The following is a 20,936-nucleotide window of genomic DNA, read 5'->3' on the forward strand; positions in this document are numbered from 1 at the left end:
CGGTCGGGCCCGGCGGCTCGGTCGGTCCGTGTCAGACGTTGACGCCGAAGTCGGAGGCGATACCGGCCAGGCCCGAGGCGTAGCCCTGGCCGACCGCGCGGAACTTCCACTCGCTGCCGTGCCGGTAGAGCTCGCCGAAGACCATCGCGGTCTCCGTGGAGGCGTCCTCGGACAGGTCGTAGCGGGCGATCTCCTGGCCGCCCGCCTGGTTGACGACCCGGATGAAGGCGTTGCTGACCTGTCCGAAGCTCTGGCCGCGGTTCCCGGCGTCGTGGATCGACACCGGGAACACGATCTTGTCGATGTCGGCGGGCACGGCGGCGAGGTTCACCTTGACGGACTCGTCGTCGCCCTCGCCCTCACCGGTCAGGTTGTCGCCGGTGTGCTCGACCGAACCGTCGGGGCTCTTGAGGTTGTTGTAGAACACGAAGTGCTGGTCCGAGGGGACCTTGCCGGAGGCGTCCAGGAGCAGGGCGGAGGCGTCGAGGTCGTAGTCGACGCCCGTCGTCGTGCGCACGTCCCAGCCCAGTCCGACCAGGACTGCGGTGAGACCCGGCGCCTCCTTGCTGAGCGAGACGTTGCCGCCCTTGGACAGGGAAACTCCCACGGGGTACTCCTTCTTGAGCGCTTGACGTGTGCGGTGTGATGCCACTCTGAAATCTACAGCACTGTAGAAGTGGGTGGGATCGGGTCGGCGGATCTATACGATGGCCGCAAGGGCAACGCAGGGCGGCGTGAGGGAGGCAGGGCGGTGACGGATCCCGGGCAGCGTCCCCGACGGGGACAGGGCGAGCTGGAGGCGCTGGTGCTGTCGGCGCTGCGGGAGGCGGACGGCCCGGCCACGGCCGGCTGGGTGCAGGAACGCCTCGGCGGTGACCTCGCGTACACGACGGTGATCACGATCCTGACGCGGCTGCTGGGCAAGGGCGCGGTCACCCGGGAGCGGGTCGGCCGGTCCTTCGCCTGGACACCGGCCTCGGACCAGGCGGGTCTGGCCGCCCGCAAGATGCGCAAGGTGCTGGACGCCGAGAGCGACCGGGGGGCCGTGCTGGCCAGCTTCGTCACCGGACTCGGCCCGGACGAGGAGCGGCTGCTGCGTGACCTGCTGGACCAGGCCCAGGGCGAAGGGGACGACTGAAGCCTGATGGGGGTTTTCGTCTTTCTGCCACTCGTCCTGCCGCTCACGGCCTGGCCGGTGGCGCGCCTGGCCGAACAACATCTGCATCCGCGCACCGCGACCCGGCTGCTGACGGCGCTGGCCGTGGTGCTGGCGCTGTGCAGCACGGTGTGCCTGGCGCTGGTGATGGTGGTCGGCACCGCCCAACTGCCCGGCAACCCGCTGCCGGACGGCTGGTCGGACCCCGAGGTGCGGGCGGCGGTGCCCCACGACGAGGTCGTCGGCAAGGCCGCGATTCCCGCGCTGTGCGCCGTGCTCGTCGCCTGTGCCCGGACCGTGCGGCGGCACGGGCGGGTACGCCGCCGGGCGCATCTGGCTCTGGCCGGGCTGCGGGGGACGGAGGTGGCGGTACTGCCCGACGCCGAGCCCTACGCGTACGCGCTGCCGCCCGGAGGCCGCCGTGGGGGTGCTGAGCCGCGTGCCGGCGCCGACGGCCGGGGTCCGCGCCGGGGGCGTGGCCGTGTCGTGGTGACCACGGCTCTGCTGGACCGGCTGCGGCCGGGCGAGCGGCGGGCTCTGTTCGCCCACGAGCGGGCGCACCTCGCCGCCCGCCACGACCGCTTCCTGCTCGCCGTGCAACTGGCGGCCCGCGCCAACCCGTTCCTGCGGCCGCTGCGCACCGCCGTGGCGTACACGGCGGAGCGGTGGGCGGACGAGGAGGCGGCCCGGGCGATCGGCAGCCGCCGCACGGTGGCGCGGGCGATCGGCACGGCCGCGCTCGTCTCACGGGGCACCCCGCATCCCACCCTCGCCGGACTCGCCGCCCCCGGACCGGTACCGCGCCGGGTGGCGGCGCTGCTCGGCCCCGCCCCCGCCGTGCGTCACTGGCCGCCGGCGTTCACAGCGGTGGGACTGGCGGCGTGGGGAGCGGCCGCGGGCACGGCCGCCTCGGCGATGTCGTCGGCGAACTCGGCGGTGACGATGGTCCTCATCCTGCACGCGGCGACACCGCTCTGACCAGCGTGTCCGAGCGGTGGGCTCGGCCCGCCCGCAGCACTGCCGGCGGGGCGCGCCCTCAGGGGCGCGGGGAACTGCGCGACAAGCCACAACGGCGCCGCACCCGGCAGACAACGGGAAGTCCCACCTGGGAAGCCGCCGAGGCGCGGCCTCAGCCCTCCTCTTCCTCCTCGTCGCCCTCGAAGAAGTCCCCGACCTCGTCGACGACTTCGCCCGCGACCATGCCGCCGACGACTCCGGCCGCGAGTCCGGCCGCACCCGCGGCGACGGCCGTGCCCATGCCGGGGCCCGAGCGGCGGCCGTCATGATGCTCCCCCTTGTGCCCGTGGTCGCCCGGGCCGAAGGGGGAGGGGGAGCCGTGGCCCAGGGGCGAGCCATAGCCGGCGGACGTGCCGTGGTCCATGGGCGAGCCGTAGCCGGCGGGGCCGCCGTACGACGCCCGGTGCTCGGCCAGTTGCCGCATCCAGCCGTCGACGATCGAGGGCCAGTCCTGCTGCCCGACTCCGTCGTGGGAGACCGTGAACCGGGTGAGGGCGTCGTGGCCGGGGGACAGGAAGCCGCCCCGCTTGTCCGCCTCCAGCACCACCTCCATGCCGCCCGGGTTCGCCAGGAACGTCAGCTCGATCTCGTTGATCTGCTGCGCGTACTGGGGAGCGGGGACGAGCTCGATCTCCTGGTAGAAGGGCAGCCGCTGGCCCGAACCGCCGATGCGCCCGTACTCGAGATCGGCCGACCTGAAGCCGAACCCGAGCCCGCCGAGGGCTTCCAGCACGGCCTCCTGCGCGGGCAGCGGCGAGACGGTCAGCTGGTCCAGGTCGCCCTTGTCCTTCGCGCCCGCCACCGACAGCTCGGTGCGCACCCCGAGGACCACGCCCAGGTTCTGCCCGTGCAGTTCGGTGACCGGCGTCTCCCACGGCAGGGCCACGCTGAACGGCACGCTGCGCTGCTCGCCCTCCGCGAGCCGGAAGCCGCCGCCGACGGTGAACCGGTCGAAGGCCACGACGCCCTCGCTCTCACCGCCCTGGTGCTCCGCCTCGACCCGGGCCACCAGCTCCAGGGTGATGTGCTCGATCTCGAAGTCGGTCTTGCCGCCCGCGAGGTGGACCTGACCGGTGAGGGTGCCGCCGGGCCGGACGGGAGCGGGGTCGAGAACCGTGTCGACCGTGGGGCCGCCGACACCGAGCGCGCCGAGCAGTCGTTTGAACACCATGGTGGCGTCCACTCCTTCATGTGCGTGTGCTGTCTTCTACAGGCTTGTAGAAGCATAGGGGGTGCGGACGGAGGGAGTCCGCCTTGCGGGTCCCCGCGCGCCGGGATTGGCTGAAAAGAGATCACCTCCGGACGCGACGGTGCCGCAGCCCGCTCCCACGGCGGACTGCGGCACGAGAGTCAGTCCGTCACCGCACGGTTCAGCCCACGACGCGGCCCAGCTCGATCCGGTCGATGTTCGGTGCCCAGGCGGTGGCGTTGCCGAACGTCACCGTGTTCGCGCCCTTCGCCAGATCGACCGGGACGCCGACCGTCCAGTAGTCGTCCTCGCTCCAGGTGTTCTTGAAGGTGACCTTCCGCGGTGCGGCGCTCCCGACCGTGATGTCCGCCGTACGGGACATGATGTCCGTGTTGTAGGCGTGGCCGTTGTCCCGGCGGTCGTTGTGGGCGTAGTGGACGACCAGCACGTACCGGCCGGACCTCGGGGCGTCCACCGTGAACTCGGCGGTGCTGGAGGGGCTGTTGCCCAGCCCGCCGATGTACGAGCCGGCGGAGGCGTGCGGGGAGTCGACGAGCTTCGCGCCACCCGTGAGCGTGGCCGAGGCGCCCTCGTAGGAGAGGGTGCCCGCGGCCGAGCCGTCGCCCGAGACGTCGAGGGAGCGCACGGCGGCGTGGCCCGACGTCATCGCGACCCGGTTGTTGCCCGCGACGAGGTACAGCCGCAGCGGGCGGCCGGGCGTCGCCGTGACCCTCTCGCCGTGCAGCGCGAGTTTCACCGCGGCCGAGGTCCGGGGCGTGACCGTGTAGTAGCCGTCGCGCGGGGCGTAGACGTCGAAGACGGCCTTGTCACCCGGGCGCAGCACCAGGGAGCCCGTGCCCACACCGGCCGAGGAGGTGTAGTCGTAGGACGGCTTGCCGCTGATGTCCGCCAGGGTGGCCTCGTACGACGCGAAGGCCGCGCCCGTGCTTGCCGTCAGGTCGATCCGGTCGAGGGTGACCTCGCCGTCGCCCCTGGCCAGCACCAGCCGGTGTGTCCCGGCCTTCAGTTGAACGCCGACGTCCTTCTTGGCGCGGTAGGTCCAGTTCTCGGTGGAGGCGTAGGTGACCGTCACCGGGTCGGCGCCGTCGACGATCAGCTTCTGCGTGGCGGGGCCGCCGGACTGGTTGCCGTAGAGGATCGACAGGTCGTAGGTGCCGTCCTTCGGCACGTCCACCGTGAAGGCGACCTGGCTGCCGGGCTGGTTGAGGGAGCCTACGTCCTTGGTGCCGGAGGCCGCGTAGCCGTTGGCGTTGCTCACCGTGCCCTGGGTGTAGACCTTGCCGTCGGTGATGGCCGCGTCCTCGGCCTCGTACGACGCCGACCACGGGACGGAAGCGGCGGACGGGGTGCCCGAGCCGCCGGGCGTGAGGACGATCCGGTACGCCGACATCTTGTGCAGGCCACGCAGCGGGACGGTCGCCGAACCGTCGTCCGCGATCCTCACCTTCGTGCGCGCGAGGACCCGCGGCGCCGCGTGCTGCCCCTCGTATCCCGACCAGGCCGCCTCGGCGACGGTCGCGGTGACCGTACGGCCGAACGCGGACCGCGGGACGTTCTTCACGACCACGTCCGCGTCACCGTCCGCGCCCCCGAGCAGCACCTGGGCCTGGCGGCGGGAGGTGTCCAGGGAAGCGAGGCCCTGGAGGGTGTCGACGGTGTTCGGCCGGGGCGGCGTCACCTTCACGGTGTTCCCGGTCAGTCCCGCGTACCAGCGGAACAGCCACCAGCCGCCGTTGGGAATGTTGGTGCGCACCATCTGGCCGCTGAGATTGCCGGCGGCGTCCCAGTACGCCATGTTGGCGTACACCTTGTTGCGCTCGAACATCGACACCCACTGCACGAGCTGCCCTGGCACGGACAGGTCGCGGCGGTTGGCGTACTCGTCGATGTTGATCTTCAGCGGTGCGATGCCCGCCGCGCGCTCCAGCGCGCGGTAGTCGTCGTGGTGCGCCTGGAAGTCACGCAGCGAACCGGAGCCGAGCTCGTGCCAGGTCATCACCTGGGGCAGCACGTTCTCCCGCTTGGTGAACGCGAGGAAGTCCTTCAGCAGGCGGGTGTGGTACCCGGCCTCGTTGGGTCCGGCGATCCGCGCGTCCGGGTCGATCGCGCGGATCCGCTGGTACACCGTCTTCCAGTCCTTGAAGAACCGGTCGCGGTTCTTCTCGTACTGCGCCTGGTCCTGGACGTCGAGCTTGTACCAGATCTGGTCGGGCTCGTTGAACGGGATGTAGACGAAGCGGTCGCTGTTCGGGTCGGCCGATATCTCCTTGACGATCTTGTCGACCTTGGGCAGGTAGTCGTCGATGCCGAGGTCCTCGTACGGCCACTTCGCGTAGATGTCCTGCATCATCACGTTGATCTCGCCGCCGCCGGTGCGGAAGAACGACCTGGAGACCGTCAGCGCGTCGCCGTTGGGATGCTGGGCGCCGCCCTCCGGCTTCTGCGAGACGCTGGTGATCTTCAGGGGCTCCATCACGGCGTCACTGGGCACCCCGTCGTCGCTGAGCCCGTAGAGGGAGCCGTTGGCGCCGAGCATCACCGGGCCCTCGGACGAGTCCAGGTCGACGGTCAGGCGCTGCGGGCCGGCGGCTGCCGCCGGCCCGGTCGCGGGAAGGGTCGCTGCCATGGCGGCTGCTCCAAGTAGTGCTGCGAACAGGGCGGTTCCGGTACGGGATCTCGTGCGGGTGGGGGTGATCACGCTGCTGGACCTCCGGTCACTTGACGGCTCCACTGGTGATGTCCGGACACGATCTTTCGCCACAGGCGGGTTCGGCTCAGCAGGCCGGATGCGCGACTGCGGTGCCCACAGGGGCTGTTCAGGCACGGGCGGGCGGTGGGCCCGAGCTCTCCCGCACCACCAGTTCCGGTTCGGACACGGGATGCGGGGCGACCGGGGCGGATTCCTCCAGGGCGCCGTGCAGCAGGGCGAAAGCGGCCCTGCCGAGGCCGGTGAAGTCCAGGCGCACGGTGGTCAGCGACGGGGTGAGGAAGGCGCAGTGCGGGGCGTCGTCGAACCCGGCCACGCTGACCTCGCCGGGCACCGAGCGGCCCGTCTCGTGCAGGGCGCGCAGCACGCCGAGCGCGAGGTCGTCGTTGCCGCACAGGATCGCGGTGACGGACGGGTCCCGTGCCAGCTTCAGCGCCGCCGCGTGACCGCCCGCCGGTCCCCAGCCCCCCTGCGCCGGACGGGGTTCCGGGGCCCCCGCCTCCTTCAGCGCCTGCCGCCAGCCGCTGGTGCGCGCGCTGGTGCGGCGGGTGCTGGAGGGGATGGCGACGTAGTGCACGGTCGCGTGGCCGAGGGCAAGCAGATGGCGGGTCGCCTGGTAGGCGGCCTCGCGGTCGTCGGTCCACACCCAGGGGCTCTCGCCGCCGGGCGGGCTCGCCGGGGTCTCGACCACGCCCACGACCGGCACCCCGGCGGGCACGGTTCCCAGCGCCCGCACCCCGGCCGGGTCGTAGGCGATCACGACGATCCCGCCGCCCGTGTCCGTCGCGCGCTGCACTTCGGCGGCGACGGCCGCGTCCTCGGCGGATTCCAGCACGCCGATGCCGACCGCGTAGGACGCGGCGCGGGCGGCCTCCTCGATGCCCTGCAGGATCGAGGCGTAGCCGTAGTGGGTGGTGTTCGCGGTGAGCACGGTCACGGTGCGGGTGCGCCCGCTGGCCAGGGCGAGGGCGGTGGCGTTGCGCCGGAAGCCCAGCTCCTCGATGGCCGCCTGCACCCGCTCCCGGGTGGACGGCCGGACGCTGGGATGACCGTTGATCACCCGCGAGACCGTCTGGTAAGAGACACCGGCGGCCGTGGCGACATCCCGGATGCTCGCCGGACGCCTTGTGTGACCGGTCACATTCATGTCGAGAATTGTGATCGGTCACACCTGGATCGTCAAGAGAGGGTAACGAGCGAGTCGGGAGGCGCCGCACACGCCCCGCGGCCCGGCAGCGGGACGCTCCGCACACGCCCCGCCCGGCCGTGGGGCGAATCGGCGGTCCGCCCTCCCGGCCCTCTCACACCCGTACGGCGTTCCGCTCCCGCGCCTGATGGCGTGCGTCCCGGCGGAACGCCCAGGCCATGTCGGGCTGCATCACCCAGCGGAACACCCGCCGCACCGGTGGGGTGCACAGCACGGTCACGAGCAGCGCGGCGACGACCGTCACGAGGATCTCGCCCGGGGGCCGGTGCACCCACGCCGGCTCGTACCAGCCCCAGAACTTGGATCCCTGCGCGACGAAGCCGTGCAGCAGGTAGCCGTAGAGCGTGCCCGCGCCCAGCACCGTGAACCACATGCGGCGGCCGGGCACCCAGGCCAGGAAGCAGGCGACCAGGACCAGTGAGCAGCCGAACGTCACCAGCGTCATCACGGGCCCGTACCAGGAGGGCGCGGCCAGTTCCTCGGCGCTGTCACGGTGGTAGAACCAGGCCCCGCTCATCCGCGGCACCGCCCAGTAAGCCACGACGAGCGCACCGGCGAAGACCGGCACGGCGAGGATCCGCGCCGCACGGCGCCGCACCAGCCGGAAGTGCTCGGGCCGCAGCAGCAGACCGAGGACGAAGTACGGCAGGAACTGCAGCGTGCGCTGCAGGTCGAGGTCGTTGCCGATGGACGGCGAGAGCGTCGCCAGCGTCGCGATGACCAGGGCCACCGGCAGCGGCCACCGCACGCGCTGCCAGATCGGTGTGGTCAGCCGCCAGATGAACAGGGCGATCAGGAACCAGGTCAGGTAGAGGGGGTCCAGCAGGGTCACCGGCCGGTCCGGTTCCTGGTCGGTCCACCGGGTGAACAGGGTGTACGCCGTCTCGAAGACGATGTACGGCACAGCGAGCCCGGTGATCAGGCGCCTGATCCGCCCCGGGCTCGCGTCGAAGGAGCGCGAGAAGTAGCCGGAGATCACGATGAACGCCGGCATGTGGAAGGCGTACACGACCATGTAGAGCGCGGAGGCCGCCCGGCTGCCGTCCCGCAGCGGCTCCCAGGAGTGCCCGATCGCCACCAGCACGATCGCCAGGTACTTCGCGTTGTCGAAGAACGCGTCCCGGCGGCCGGCCGGCTCCGGTACGGGGGGCGTCTTCCGTTCCGCCGCTGCGCTCGGGACCGCGCGGATGCGCAGGGTGTCCTCGCTCATCACGCCCCCCGCGCGGCGTGCGGGGAACCCGGACGGTCGTATTCGCGTCGTGCCGGAGATACGGCGACGGGGTGCCGGTGCGACATCCCCGCCGCCTGACCACTGCGGAACGACGTAAACCGCTTTCCGTGCGGCTGTAGTGCGGATCACATCGAGGGCGGTGCCGCAGTGCCCGGAGCCGTGGCGGCACCGCCGTACGGGGACGGTCAGCTAACGGAGCAGTCGGCGCCGTTCAGGGTGAAGGCCGTCGGGCTGGGGTTGGCCGTCGACCGGGAGGCGGTGAAGCCGAGGGTGACCGATCCCGACGCGGGGATCGTCGCGGTGTACGGGGCGGCCGCCACGCTCACCGCGGAGCCGGTCTGGGTCGCCGTACCGCCCCAGAGGTTGGTGATGCGCTGGCTGTCCGGGAAGGTCCAGCGCAGCGTCCAGCCGTTGATCGCCGACGTGCCGGTGTTGCGCAGCACGATCTCGCCCTGGAAGCCGCCGGACCAGCTGCCCGTCACCCGGTAGCCGACGCCGCAGGCCGACGGTGAGCCGCCGGACGGGGTCGTGACCGTCACCGTGCCCGAGCGGGGCGAGCGGTTGCCGGCGGCGTCGCGGGCGTAGACGGCGAAGGTGTGGGAGGTCGCGGGGGACAGTCCGGTGAGGGTGGCGGTGGTCTTCGTGGTGCTGGTGACGGCGGACTCGGAGCCGCCGCTGATCCGCACGACGTCGTAGCCGGTGACGCCCTTCGCGTCGGAGGCGGCTGCCCAGGTCAGGGTGGCGGACGAGGACGTCACACCGGAGGCGGTGGGGGTGCCGGGGGCCGTCGGGGGAGTGGTGTCGCCTCCGCCGGAGCCGTAGATCGCGGCCTCCTTGGCCGTGGCGGCGATGCCGTTCGCGCCGTTGAAGAGGCGCTGTCCCCAGGAGGTGAGCCGGTCCGGGTCGAAGTTCGTCACCAGGTCCAGGTACTCGACGCCGCCGCCGTTGCCGCTCCACGACCAGCCGAGGTAGCCGAGCCGGAGCTGCTGGGCCACCGCCAGGATGGTGTCCTCGTCGGGGTTGCCGTCCGAGTGGTCGTGGCCGAACTCGCCGACGACGATGGGCAGTCGGGCGGTGACGAACCGGTTCAGGTAATCGGTGATCTCGGCGGCGGTGTCGAAGACGCCGTACATGTGGACCGAGAAGACCGTGTTGGCGTCGGGGTCGGCGGCGAAGACCGAGGCGGCGTTGTCGCGCATCGTGAACGCCCAGTCCTGGCCCCAGTTGGGCGCGTCGACCATGATCGTGTGGTTGAACCCGGCGGCCCGGAGCTTGACGATCGCGGCCTTGGTGTCGGCCGTCCACGCCGCGTAGCCGATGTTGCCGTGCGGCTCGTTGCCGATGTTGACGATGACGTAGTCCTCCTGGCCGGCCAGAACGCTCTTCATGTCGATCCAGTAGTCGGCGGCCCGGGAGAGCGAGACGGCTCCGCTCTGCTCGCCGTAGCCCGTGGTGTCGTGCACCTCCAGGACGCAGATCAGCCGGTTCTGCTTGCACTGGGAGATCACGTTCGCCACGTCGGCGGCGTCGTTGCGGGTCCAGCGGTCGCCGCTGGAGAGGACCACACGCACGGTGTTGGCGCCCTTGGCCTTGATGTGGGCGAGGGAGCTGACGCGGTCCGGGTACCAGGTGTGGGCGTGGTTGACGCCCCGCATCACGAAGTCGTTCCCACCGGCCTCCAGCAGCCGGCCGTTCTGCACGCGGAAGCCGGTGGGCGCGGCCTGGGCCGGCGGGGTGAGGGCGAGGAAGGACAGGAAGAGGGCGAGCAGGGCGGCGGCCACGGTGGCCGGGCGTGGAGAGGTGGGGCGGAGTCTCATGACGGCTCCAGAAGTGGGGGTCGAGTGGCACTCGCTGTCGGTTGCGCTGTCGTGCCGGACGGGGTCCTGCCGTCGGTACTCGGTGGGGGTGTGCCGGGTTCGGGTGGGCCGGGTCCGGGTGTGCCGGGTTCGGGTGGGCCGGGTCCGGGTGCGCCGGGCCTGGGTGGGCCGGGTTCGGGTGCGCCGGGCCTGGGTGGGCCGGGTTCGGATGCGCCGGGTCCGGGTGGGCCTGGTCCGGATGTGCCGGGTTCGGGCGCGCCCGGTTCGGAGGGGTGCGCCCGTGCCTGGGCGTTCTCCGGCCCGGCGTGGCCGTCACCCGGCGGGTGCCTTCCCGGCGCAGGTGACGGTCGCCGCCGGGGTGCCGGCCGTTGCCGGGGCGGTGGCGACGAAGCCGAACGTGGCGCTCGCGCCGGGCGCGAGGGCGCCGTTCCACGCCGCGTCGGTGACGGTGGCCGTGCCGTCGGCGGCCGTGGTGAGGGAGCCGTTCCAGAGCTGGGTCAGGCGCGCCCCGCCCGCCGGTACGACAGTCGCGGTCCAGCCCTGAACGGCGGAGCCCGACGTGTTCGTCACCGTCACCTCGCCCTGGTAGCCGCCCTGCCAGACAGAGACGGCCCGGAAGCGCGCGGTGCACGCGGTGGGGTCCCCGCCCGGGCCACCCGGGTCGTCCGGGTCCTGCGGCACTCCGGCGTCGAGGGCCGCCGCCAGGGCCGGGAACCAGCGGGCCGCGATCTTGGCGTCCCCGGAGGCGTTGGGGTGCACGCCGTCGTAGGTGTCGGTGGCCGTGCTGAAGCCGGTCCACTGGTCGACGACGCTGACGGGGGAGCGCTCGGTGCCGGTCGCCCGGGCCCAGCCGGGAACCCGCGCGTTGAAGTCGACGACGCGCTGGGCACAGGCCGCGCAGGTGCTCGGGTTCATCGGGATCAGCTGCGCCACCAGGATCCGCATGTCGGGATTCGAGGCCCTCATCTGCCCCACGAGCTTGGTGTAGGCGGCGAGGATGCGATCGGGGGCGATGCTGCTCCAGACGTCGTTCGTGCCGAAGTGCATGACAACGATGTCCGGACGTGTGGAGGACAACCGGCCGGGCAGCAGGTTCTGGTCCGCCACGTTGGTGACCAGCTCGCCGCCGTGACCCTCGTTGTCCCCGTCGTGCGCCTGCCCGCAGCCCTGCGGGGGGAGGGTGCCGACGAAGTCGATGTCCTTGTACCCGCTGTTGACCAGGCGGTTCCACAGCAGGGCCCGCCAGCAACCCGGAGAGCCGGTGATCGAGTCGCCGAGCGGCATCACGCGGACGGCGTCCGCCGCGGGCGCGGCCGACGCGCGCGGTGCGAACGTCATGCCGAGGGGGAGGAGCAGGGCGGCCAGGAGGCCGAGGACGGACATGACCCGTAAGTGCGGGGACGAGTGGGGGGTTCCGTGCATGGTGGTCCCTTCCCTGGATGAGGTGGGAGCGCTCCCAGCATCAAGCCATTGTTGTCATTGACGCGTCAAGGGGTGGCGATGAGGGAGTGAGGTCCGGCGGCCGAGAACGATCAGCGACGATCACCCGGAGGCGGACGTGCAAACTGGGTGAGCGCACCGCCGAGTCTTCGGCGAACCCGCGGGCTGACTGCCGTTCCGGCGGGGTCTGCCGACGCCCCCTGAGTACTTTTGCCGGGCCATGAGGCATTCATGACCGGATGCCCAGAGAGCCGAGTCCATGATGGTCGGCGTCGGTAAGGCATGCCTTGGCTAACTCGCCCTGCGGGGCGCCGGGGCGTTGGGCCGGGAGGGCCGCGCTACATGTGGGACGACTCGTTTCCGAGCTTTCTGATCGGGCTGAGGGAGGGGCTGGAAGCCGGACTCATCGTCTCCGTGCTGGTCGCCACCCTCGTGCGGGCAGGGGCCGGTTCGCGGCTGGCGCAGGTGTGGACCGGAGTGCTCGCCGCGATCGCGCTGTCGATGAGCTTCGGCGCGGTGCTGACCTTCACCGCCGCCTCCCTCTCCACCACCGCACAGGAGGCCTTCGGCGGAGCCCTGAGCATCGTCGCCGTCGCCTTCGTCACCGCGATGGTGTTCTGGATGCGGCGGTCCGCCCGCAGCCTCGCGGGCGAGATCAGGGAGAAGGTCACCGAGGCGCTGACCATGGGCGCCGGAGTCCTGATCCTCACCTCCTTCCTCGCCGTGGGACGTGAGGGGCTGGAGACCGCCCTGTTCCTGTGGACCACCGCCCGGGCGGCCGACGAGTCGGCGGGGCCGCTGACCGGCGCGGGTGCCGGCCTCGTCCTCGCGGCCGTCCTGTGCTGGGGGCTCTACCGCCGGGTGCTGCGCATCGACCTCACTCGCTTCTTCACCGTCACCGGCGCGGTGCTCGTCGTCGTCGCCGCGGGCGTCCTCGGCTACGGGCTGCGCGACCTCCAGGAGGGCGGGGTGCTGCCCGGCGGGACGGCGTTCGCCTTCGACCTGAGCGGCAGCGTCGACGCCGGTTCCTGGTACAGCACCCTGCTCCAGGGCGTCCTCAACCTGACTCCGGCGATGACCTGGCTCCAAGTGGTCGGCTACGTCGGCTATCTCGCCGTGGTGATGCCGCTGTTCGTCCGGGGAGCGCGCGGAGTGCCGGGAGCCCGTGGGACCACCACGCCACCCCCGCAGGCGAGCCCGCGATCCGGCCGGCCCGCCGATCCGCAGGCGAGCCCGCGATCCGGCCGGCCCGGCCGCCCGGCGGCGACCCGTCGCCGCCTGCTCCTCCCCGTCGCCGTCGTCGCCGTCCCGACCCTCCTGGCCGGTCTCGTCGTGGCCCTGGCCGACTCCAAGCCCGCCGCCGGTCAGACCGTCGCCGTCTCCGGGACGGACTGTGGTCAGGGCTTCACCGCGCCGAAGCCGGGGCGGCAGGACTTCCGGATGCACAACACGGGGAACCAGACGTCCGAGGTGTACCTGATCGACCCGTCCTCGAACGCGGTCTACGGCGAGATCGAGGGCCTGGCCCCCGGCACCACCCGGGACCTCGTCGCCACCGTGGCGGGCGGCACCTACGCCTGGCGCTGTGTGCCGACCGACGGCAAGGCCGTCACCTCGAAGGCGGTCCGTGTCGCCGGAACCGCCGCAGCCCACGCCGTGGTCCCCGTCACCCAGCGGGATCTCACCGCACCGCTCAACGCGTACAGGGCGTACGTGAACCGGGGCCTGTCGACGCTTCTCACCCAGACCCGGCGGCTCAGCGACGACATCCGGGACGGGCACCTGGACACCGCCCGCACCGACTGGCTGACCGCCCACCGCACCTACGCCTCCCTCGGCGCCGCCTACGGCACCTTCGAGGACTTCGACCAGAAGATCAACGGACGGCCCGACGGGCTGCCGGGCGGCGTGCGCGACCGGGGCTTCACCGGCTTCCACCGGATCGAGTACGGGTTGTGGCACGGTCGGTCCGCTGCGCAGCTCAAGGGGGTCGCACAGCAGTTGGCCGACGATGCCGCCGGGCTGCAAAAGGCCTTCCCGCACCAGGACTTCGACCCCTCCGACCTGCCCCTGCGCGCCCACGAGATCCTGGAGAACACCCTCCAGTTCGAGCTGACCGGCGACACCGACCAGGGCAGCGGCACCGGGCTGGCCACCGCCGACGCCAACCTCGCCGGCACACGCGAACTGCTCACCGTGCTCCGGCCGTTGCTCACCGCGCGTGCTCCGCGGCTGCTGCCCACCGTCGACGCGGACATCGCCCGCCTGCAGCAACTGCTCGACTCCGCACACCACGAGAACCGCTGGACCCCCGTCGACCGGCTCGACCCGGTGGTGAAGGCCCGGATCGACGGGGCCACGGGGCAGCTTCTCGAAGACCTCTCCCCGGTGCCGGACCTGCTCGAGATCAGGAAGTCCGCATGAGCGCCGAGCGTCGGCACCACCCCGCACAGGACTCCGAAGGGAACACCTCCATGCCGTCCGCCGACACGCCGCCGACGGGTTGCCCCGCACACGCCGGCCGCCGCTCCTTCGTGAAGAGGGCCCTCGGTGCCGGAGCCGCCGGAGCGGTCCTGGCCGGGGGAGGACTCGCGCTCGCCGAGAGCGGCAGCGGCACGGCCCGGGCGGCCGGAGAGCCGAGTGCCGGCCCGGTGGCCTTCCACGGAACCCACCAGGCCGGGATCCTCACCCCCGCTCCACCGGCCGCCGCCTTCGTCTCCTTCGACGTCATCGCCGACCGCCGTACCGAACTGGTGGACCTGCTGAAGACCCTCACCGAGCGGGCCCGCTTCCTCACCTCCGGCGGCACGCCCGCGGACCTCGGCGTCGGCGCCCCGCCCTCGGACAACGGCATCCTCGGCCCCGTCGTACCGGCCGACGCGCTCACCGTCACCGTGGGGGTCGGCGCCTCCCTCTTCGACGACCGCTACGGACTCGCCCCGGCCAAGCCGCACCGGCTCACGCCCATGCGGATCTTCCCCAACGACAACCTGAACCCCGCCGAATGCCACGGCGACCTGTCCCTGCAGATCTGCGCGGCCCGCCAGGACACCGTGCTGCACGCGCTGCGCGACATCGCCAAGCACACGCGGGGCGCACTGCAGATCCGGTGGCGCGTCGACGGCTTCCAGAACGTGCCCCGGCCCAGCGGCGCCCAGCGCAACCTGCTGGGCTTCAAGGACGGCATCGCCAACCCGGACGTCGCGTCGGCCCGCGAGATGGACCACCTGGTGTGGGTCGGCGACGGGCAGGGCGAGCCCGCGTGGACGGCCGGCGGCAGCTATCAGGTCGTCCGGATCATCCGGATGCTCGTCGAGTTCTGGGACCGGGTCTCGCTGTCCGAGCAGGAGCTGATGTTCGGCCGGCGCAAGGACACCGGCGCCCCGCTGGACGGCGCCCGGGAGACCGACAGCCCGAACTACGCCAAGGACCCGCACGGCACGGCGATCCCGCTCGACGCGCACATCCGGCTCGCCAACCCCCGCACCCCGAAGACCGACAACTCCCGTATCCTCCGCCGGGGTTACAACTACGACCGGGGCGTCGACAGCGTCGGCGACCTCGACATGGGACTGGTTTTCTGCTGCTACCAGCAGGACGTGCGCCGCCAGTTCGAGGCGACCCAGACCCGGCTGATCGACGAACCCCTCGTCGACTACATCTCCCCGACCGGCGGCGGCTATTTCTTCGCCCTGCCCGGTGTACGGGACTCCTCCGACTGGCTGGGCAGAGGACTGCTCTCCGCCTGACGCCCGGGCCCGAGCCGAACGCAACCCCTGGACGAACGGCGACCCGCACGCGCGAGGTTCAGGAACGCGCGTACGGGTCGCCGCGACCGGTGGGGGAATGATCCGCCGCCCGTACGGCCCGCGGGAACGGGCGCCGCGACGGCCGGACCTCAGCCCTCGCCGCTGCCGCGCGTCACCGCCTTCCGCAGGAGCGGCCACACCAGCAGCAGCACGATCACCGCGTACACGGTCACCGCGAACGGCGTGTTGACCAGCCCCGTGACACTGCCGTCGCTGATCTGCAGGGCCCGCCGCAACTGCTGCTCGGCGTTCGGGCCGAGGATGACGCCGATCACGGCGGGCAGCACGGGCAGCCCGTAGCGGCGCATGCCGAAGCCGATCAGCCCGATGATCAGCAGAATCACCAGGTCGATCACCTCGCCGCCGACGGCGTACGCACCGACCGCCGCGAAGAACATGATCCCGGCGTACAGGTACGGCCGGGGGATGCGCAGCAGCTTCGCCCACACCGGCGCCAGCGGCAGGTTGAGCGCGAGCAGCAGCACCATGCCGACGAACAGGGAGGCGATCAGGCCCCACACCAGGTCGGGCTCGCGCTCGAAGAGGAGCGGGCCCGGCTGGATGCCGTACTGCTGGAAGGCGGCCAGCATCACGGCCGCGACCGCCGTGGTCGGCAGACCCAGGGTCAGCATCGACACCAGGGTGCCCGCCGCCGAGGCCGACGCCGCCGACTCCGGACCGGCGACACCCTCGATGGCGCCCTTGCCCCACTCGTCCTTGTGCTTCGACAGGCGCTTCTCCGTCACGTACGACAGGAAGGTCGGGATCTCCGCGCCGCCCGCCGGGATCGCGCCGAACGGGAAGCCGATGAACGGGCCGCGCAGCCACGACTTCCAGGTCCGGCTCACATCCCCGCGTCCCAGCCAGGGACGCCCGACCGGGATCGGCTCGGGCGGCCTGCGCCGCAGGTGCGCCGCCACCCACAGGGCCTCGCCGATCGCGAAGAGACCGACCGCGACGATCACCACGTCGATGCCGTCGGCCAGTTGCAGCGAGCCGAACGTCAGGCGCTGCTGGCCGGTCATCTGGTCCAGGCCCACCAGGCCCAGGGTGAGGCCGATCAGCAGGGAGGCGAGGCCGCGGATGCGGGACGAGCCCAGCACCGAGGTCACCGCGATGAACGCCAGCACCATGATGGCGAAGTAGTCCGGCGCGCCGATGTCGACGGCGAGTTTCGCGACCGTCGGCGCGAGCGCCACCAGCAGCAGCGTGCCGATCAGGCCCCCCGCGAAGTGCCCGACGGCGGCCGCCGCCAGGGCCTGGGCGCCGCGCCCGGACTTCGCCATGGGGTTGCCCTCCATGGCCGCCACCACCGCCGCGCTCTCACCGGGCGTGTTGAGCAGGATGGAGGTGGTCGAGCCGCCGAACATCGCGCCGTAATAGATGCCGGCGAACATGATGAACGCGCCGATCGGGTCCAGCCCGTACGTCACCGGCAGCAGCAGGGCGACCGCCATCGCCGGGCCGATGCCCGGCAGCACGCCGATCGCCGTACCGAGCAGCACACCGATGACGGCCCACAGGAGGTTGATCGGGGTGAGGGCCGTACCGAAGCCGTCCAGAAGGGAGTTGAAGGCATCCATGTCACAGCACTCCCATCAGCGGACCACCGGGCAGGGGCACTCCGAGCAGATTGTTGAAGACGGTGTAGGTGACGAGGGAGAGCCCGGCGGCGATGAGCGGATCGCGGTCGATCCGGCGGCTGCCGAGAGCGAACGCCGCGCCCCAGAACAGCAGCGCGCCGGCGATGGGGAAGCCGAGCGGCTCGATCAGGACGGCCGCGCCGAGGAACACCCCGGCGAGCAGCAGCACCGTGCGCCAGTCGGCGGGCTCGGACAGGTCGACGTCCTCTCCGCCCTCGGCCTGGCCCCGTCCGCCGCGCAGCACGTCCAGGGCGAGCAGGGCGGCGATGACCAGCAGGCCGGTGCCGACCACGACCGGCACGGTCTTCGGTCCGACCGGGCCGCGCTGGGCGATGTCGACGTCCATGGTGAGCGCGTCGGTCAGGACCAGGACGCCGAGCGCCAGCAGCAGGGCGCACACGCCGAGTTCGGAGTGCTCCCGCAGCCACGAACGCCGCTCGCCGCCGGTCTGCGCGGTGGGTATGTCGGTCTGCGTCGTCACAGTCCCAGCTCCTTCAGCACCGAAACCACGCGCTTGTCCTCGGCGTCGAGGAACGCGCCGAACTTCTCGCCGGTGAGGAAGGCGTCGTCCCAGCCGTTCTGCCGCAGGGACGTGCGCCATTCGTCGGAGTCGTGGAGCTCCTCGACCAGTTTCACGAGCTTGTCGCGCTCCCCGTCGTTCAGGCCGGGCGGGGCGACGATCCCGCGCCAGTTGGTGAAGTTCACGTCGTAGCCCGCCTCCTTCAGCGTGGGCGCGTCCAGGCCGTCGACGCGTTCCGGGCCGGTGACCGCGAGGAGGCGCAGCTCGCCCGCCTTGATCTGGTCCTGGTACTCGCCGACCCCGGAGACACCGAAGGCGACCTTGTTGCCGAGGATCGAGGCGAGCAGCTCCCCACCGCCGTCGAAGGGGATGTAGTTGACCTGCTTCGGCGGGATCCCGGCGGCCCGCGCCATCAGCATCGGCGCGAGGTGGTCCGGCCCGCCGGGCGAGGAGCCGCCGCCCACCGGGAGCTTGCCCGGGTTCTCCTTCCAGGCGCCGATCAGGTCGTCGATCGTCTTGTACGGCGAGTCCTTCGCCACGACCACCACGTCCTGCTCCTCGGTGAGCCGGGCGATCGGCGTGGTGTCCCCGAGTGTCTTCGGCGCGTCGTTGGAGCGGACGGCGCCCACCACCCCGAGCCCCATGGACATGGCGAGCTTGCCGTTGCCGTGTTCGCTCACCAGCCGGCTGAGGCCCACCGTGCCGCCGGCGCCGGGAAGGTTGAACACCTCGATGTTGTGGGTCAGTCCGGCGTCCTCGGCGTTCTTCGCGGCCGTCCGGGCCGTGATGTCGTAGCCGCCGCCGGGCGTGTTGGGGACCATGAAGCGCAGGCCCGGGATCTGTGTGCCGGTCTCGGAGCCGCTGCCGGTGGTCAGCAGCGGGGGTCCGACGAGCACGAGCACGGCGGCCCCGAGCAGGGCGAGGGGAGTGCGCAGGCGCACGAGTGCCACCACCTGTCGGTACGTCGATGCGGGTAGGTAAAGGCTCTGTGAGGGAGGGTGACGTGGGCCACATGGTGCCCGGGCTCCGGCGGGCTGTCTGCCTTCCGGAAGCAACGGAGGTTTTGGTCATTGCGGTCGCAGGAAGCGCCGCCCGGTGCGAGGTGGACGCAGAGGGGCCCCGGCGCATGTGCGCCGGGGCCCCTCGATCAACGGTCACTGATCCGTGTGGACCTCCAGGGCGGCCCGCACGGCCGACTCCAGGGCTCCCTCGATCCACGCCGGTTTGACGGACGTGTGGTCCCCGGCGAAGTGCAACGGCCCCTCACGCTCGGGGATGACGGGCAACAGCTCCGTGTGCTGCCCGGGCAGCAGCACCGACGCCTCCCCGTAGGCGTACGGGTCGCGCAACCAGCTCTGGGTACGCCCCGCGCCGGTGTAGAAGACCTCGATACGCCGGCCGTAGACCTGCTGCAGACCGCACAGCGCGTGCGGATACCGGGCCTCGTCGTCCAGGGAGTCCCAGCGCAGCGCGTCGTCGGCCCAGCTGTAGGACGCCAGGACCACACCCCCCGCGCTGCCCGGGACCGGGTGGGACGGGTTGAACATGAAGCGGTTGGCGTTGTCCGACACCGAGCCGCCGCCCACAACGCCGGCGGCCTCCGGCTGGTCGCGGCCGATCGCGCGGTTCGCGGCGTAGTGGGTGCGCTGAGCCTGCGTGATGTGCCCGCCGGGTACCGAGGGGTGCGCGCCGAGCAGGCTGCCGTCCGAGGGGGCCTTGCCGGTGCGGTAGGCGTCGTACAGGCCCGGGTCGACGGCGTTCAGCTCGCGCTTCCAGTCGTCCTCGTCGAACTCCCACCAGCGGCGGCTGAACTCGAGCAGCACCTTGGTCGCGCTGTCGTAGTGCAGCTCGCAGACCGCGCGGCGCTTGCGGTAGGACAGGGGCGGGTCGATCTGCACATGGCGCAGTCCGGAGAACGGCACCGTGACCACGGCGACGTCGGCGGTGAACTGCTCGCGGACGACCGGGCCGTCGCGCCCCTCGGACACGGTGTCCACCCACACGTGCGGGCCCTTGCTCCGCACATGCCCGCCGTCCGGGGACGGCCGGTCGGGGTGGTGGTACTGGATGCGCGTCACCCGGCGGTCGAAGCGCACCTCCTTGCGCACCCGTTCGAGCAGGGCGTCCGGCAGCACGGCCGTGCCGCTCTCCAGCTCGTAGAAGGGCGTGTCGGGGCTGATGAGGGAGGAGCCGATGAAGCTGTGGATGAAGGACAGCGGGAGGCGCGAGGTGAGGTTCTCCAGGGTGCCGATCAGGTCGACGGTCCGCTCGTCGAGCCCCGCGTGCTCGGTGAGGAAGCGGAACATCGACCAGTCGCCGAACCGCTTCACCACCCGCGCCCAGCCCCGCAGCCGCTCCGGCAGCGGTTTGTCGACCCGCTTGCCGTCCCGGCCGACGGAGCTGAACTCGTCGCGCACGGGGTCCAGCGCGGCACGCAGAATCGCTGCGGCGGGGGTGTCCCAGTGGGCCTTCGGGACACCGAAGGACCGGTTCACGCGCCGGGGGGAACGGGCGTAGTCGGCGCGCCGCACACGGATGCCGTTGACGTGGATCCAGGTGCGCGCGGCGGGACGTCCCTCCTCGTCGACGTCGACGTAGTGGAAGCGCCGCTTCTTCAGATCGAACCGGTCGATGAGGTCCATCACCAGCGGATGGCTGCCGGGGATGCGCATCGCGCCCGCCTCGGCGTACTGGGCGGGATCCGCGAAGGGCTGTCCGGCGCCCTCGTGGCCGCCCTTGCGGAAGGTCTTGATGCGGCCGCCCGCCCGGTTGCCGTTGGCCTCCAGGACCGTCACCCGGTGGCCTGCCTCCTTCAGCAGCCAGGCGGTCACCAGCCCGGACGGGCCGGCGCCGATGACGAGGACGTCCTTGGGGCGGGTCCGTCGCGCCGGCAGTCCGTCCTTCAGGACGCGCCGGTAGCGCGGGACGAGGGGGCGGTCGTCGGAATCCAGGACGAGCAGGGCACGGGCGACGGCGAGGCATCTGTCGGAGTCGGCGCCGCGGCCGGTGCCGGGAACGGCCGGGGCGAGCGGCGCGGGCAGGGCCGTGGCGGTACCGCCGGCCAGGGCCGTCGCCACCGTGGCCGTGCCGGCCACCGCCGCGAACTCCCGCCGGGAGAAACCACCGTCAGAGCGCGTCACCGCGTGATCATCAGTCATGACGATCTTTGTAACGGCCGC

At 72.0% G+C, this 20,936-nt stretch carries 15 protein-coding genes; 4 read left to right on the forward strand and 11 right to left on the reverse strand.

What is annotated here, in order from left to right:
* Positions 1-31: 31 nt before the first annotated feature.
* Complete coding sequence (locus FDO69_RS32285) at positions 32-607, reverse strand: TerD family protein (protein WP_104785217.1); 576 nt, start codon at positions 605-607, stop codon at positions 32-34.
* 144 nt (positions 608-751) lie between these two features.
* Here FDO69_RS32285 and FDO69_RS32290 point away from each other — a divergent pair, with 144 nt between their 5' ends.
* Together FDO69_RS32290 and FDO69_RS32295 are read left to right on the forward strand one after the other, a co-directional pair.
* Positions 752-1,138 (forward strand): BlaI/MecI/CopY family transcriptional regulator, encoded by a 387-nt coding sequence (locus FDO69_RS32290; protein ID WP_104785219.1) that lies wholly within the window; start codon positions 752-754, stop codon positions 1,136-1,138.
* A gap of 6 nt (positions 1,139-1,144) precedes the next feature.
* Positions 1,145-2,134, forward strand: coding sequence for a M56 family metallopeptidase (locus tag FDO69_RS32295; protein ID WP_104785222.1), 990 nt, complete (start codon positions 1,145-1,147; stop codon positions 2,132-2,134).
* A 151-nt stretch (positions 2,135-2,285) separates the two neighbouring features.
* On the opposite strand, the gene FDO69_RS32300 is transcribed toward FDO69_RS32295, so the two are convergent.
* The 6 genes from FDO69_RS32300 to FDO69_RS32330 all read right to left on the reverse strand — a co-directional run bounded on the left by FDO69_RS32300 (position 2,286) and on the right by FDO69_RS32330 (position 11,767).
* Complete coding sequence (locus FDO69_RS32300) at positions 2,286-3,344, reverse strand: sporulation protein (RefSeq protein WP_167526722.1); 1,059 nt, start codon at positions 3,342-3,344, stop codon at positions 2,286-2,288.
* 199 nt (positions 3,345-3,543) lie between these two features.
* Positions 3,544-6,009, reverse strand: coding sequence for a CBM35 domain-containing protein (locus FDO69_RS32305; RefSeq protein ID WP_104785227.1), 2,466 nt, complete (start codon positions 6,007-6,009; stop codon positions 3,544-3,546).
* 190 nt (positions 6,010-6,199) lie between these two features.
* Positions 6,200-7,237 (reverse strand): LacI family DNA-binding transcriptional regulator, encoded by a 1,038-nt coding sequence (locus FDO69_RS32310; RefSeq protein ID WP_104785230.1) that lies wholly within the window; start codon positions 7,235-7,237, stop codon positions 6,200-6,202.
* 154 nt (positions 7,238-7,391) lie between these two features.
* Positions 7,392-8,507: an acyltransferase family protein gene (locus FDO69_RS32315; RefSeq protein WP_104785233.1), complete on the reverse strand. Its 1,116-nt coding sequence runs from the start codon at positions 8,505-8,507 to the stop codon at positions 7,392-7,394.
* A 206-nt stretch (positions 8,508-8,713) separates the two neighbouring features.
* A complete protein-coding gene (locus FDO69_RS32320) occupies positions 8,714-10,345 on the reverse strand; it encodes a cellulase family glycosylhydrolase (RefSeq protein WP_104785235.1) in 1,632 nt (543 codons plus the stop codon).
* Between the two features lie 312 nt (positions 10,346-10,657).
* The gene (locus tag FDO69_RS32330; RefSeq protein ID WP_104785237.1) at positions 10,658-11,767 is read right to left on the reverse strand and encodes a GDSL-type esterase/lipase family protein; all 1,110 of its coding nucleotides are present in this window, start codon (positions 11,765-11,767) and stop codon (positions 10,658-10,660) included.
* Positions 11,768-12,127: 360 nt separating this feature from the next.
* On the opposite strand from FDO69_RS32330, the gene efeU reads away from it, so the two are divergent.
* The gene (gene efeU, locus FDO69_RS32335; protein ID WP_104785243.1) at positions 12,128-14,209 is read left to right on the forward strand and encodes an iron uptake transporter permease EfeU; all 2,082 of its coding nucleotides are present in this window, start codon (positions 12,128-12,130) and stop codon (positions 14,207-14,209) included.
* A gap of 50 nt (positions 14,210-14,259) precedes the next feature.
* The gene (gene efeB, locus FDO69_RS32340) at positions 14,260-15,534 is read left to right on the forward strand and encodes an iron uptake transporter deferrochelatase/peroxidase subunit (RefSeq protein ID WP_104785453.1); all 1,275 of its coding nucleotides are present in this window, start codon (positions 14,260-14,262) and stop codon (positions 15,532-15,534) included.
* A gap of 149 nt (positions 15,535-15,683) precedes the next feature.
* Here the strand turns inward: efeB and FDO69_RS32345 are convergent, their stop codons facing one another.
* The 4 genes from FDO69_RS32345 to FDO69_RS32360 form a co-directional block, all read right to left on the reverse strand.
* Positions 15,684-17,177: a tripartite tricarboxylate transporter permease gene (locus FDO69_RS32345; RefSeq protein WP_104785246.1), complete on the reverse strand. Its 1,494-nt coding sequence runs from the start codon at positions 17,175-17,177 to the stop codon at positions 15,684-15,686.
* A 1-nt stretch (position 17,178) separates the two neighbouring features.
* On the reverse strand, positions 17,179-17,718 hold the full coding sequence (locus FDO69_RS32350; RefSeq protein WP_104785249.1) for a tripartite tricarboxylate transporter TctB family protein: 540 nt from the start codon (positions 17,716-17,718) through the stop codon (positions 17,179-17,181).
* Positions 17,715-18,698: a Bug family tripartite tricarboxylate transporter substrate binding protein gene (locus FDO69_RS32355; RefSeq protein WP_167526726.1), complete on the reverse strand. Its 984-nt coding sequence runs from the start codon at positions 18,696-18,698 to the stop codon at positions 17,715-17,717. Before FDO69_RS32355 ends, FDO69_RS32350 begins: the two co-directional genes overlap by 4 nt.
* Before the next feature lie 213 nt (positions 18,699-18,911).
* On the reverse strand, positions 18,912-20,915 hold the full coding sequence (locus tag FDO69_RS32360) for a flavin monoamine oxidase family protein (RefSeq protein ID WP_104785255.1): 2,004 nt from the start codon (positions 20,913-20,915) through the stop codon (positions 18,912-18,914).
* Positions 20,916-20,936: the final 21 nt, after the last annotated feature.

It is taken from the genome of Streptomyces tibetensis (genome assembly GCF_007655005.1).
GTDB lineage: Bacteria > Actinomycetota > Actinomycetes > Streptomycetales > Streptomycetaceae > Streptomyces > Streptomyces tibetensis.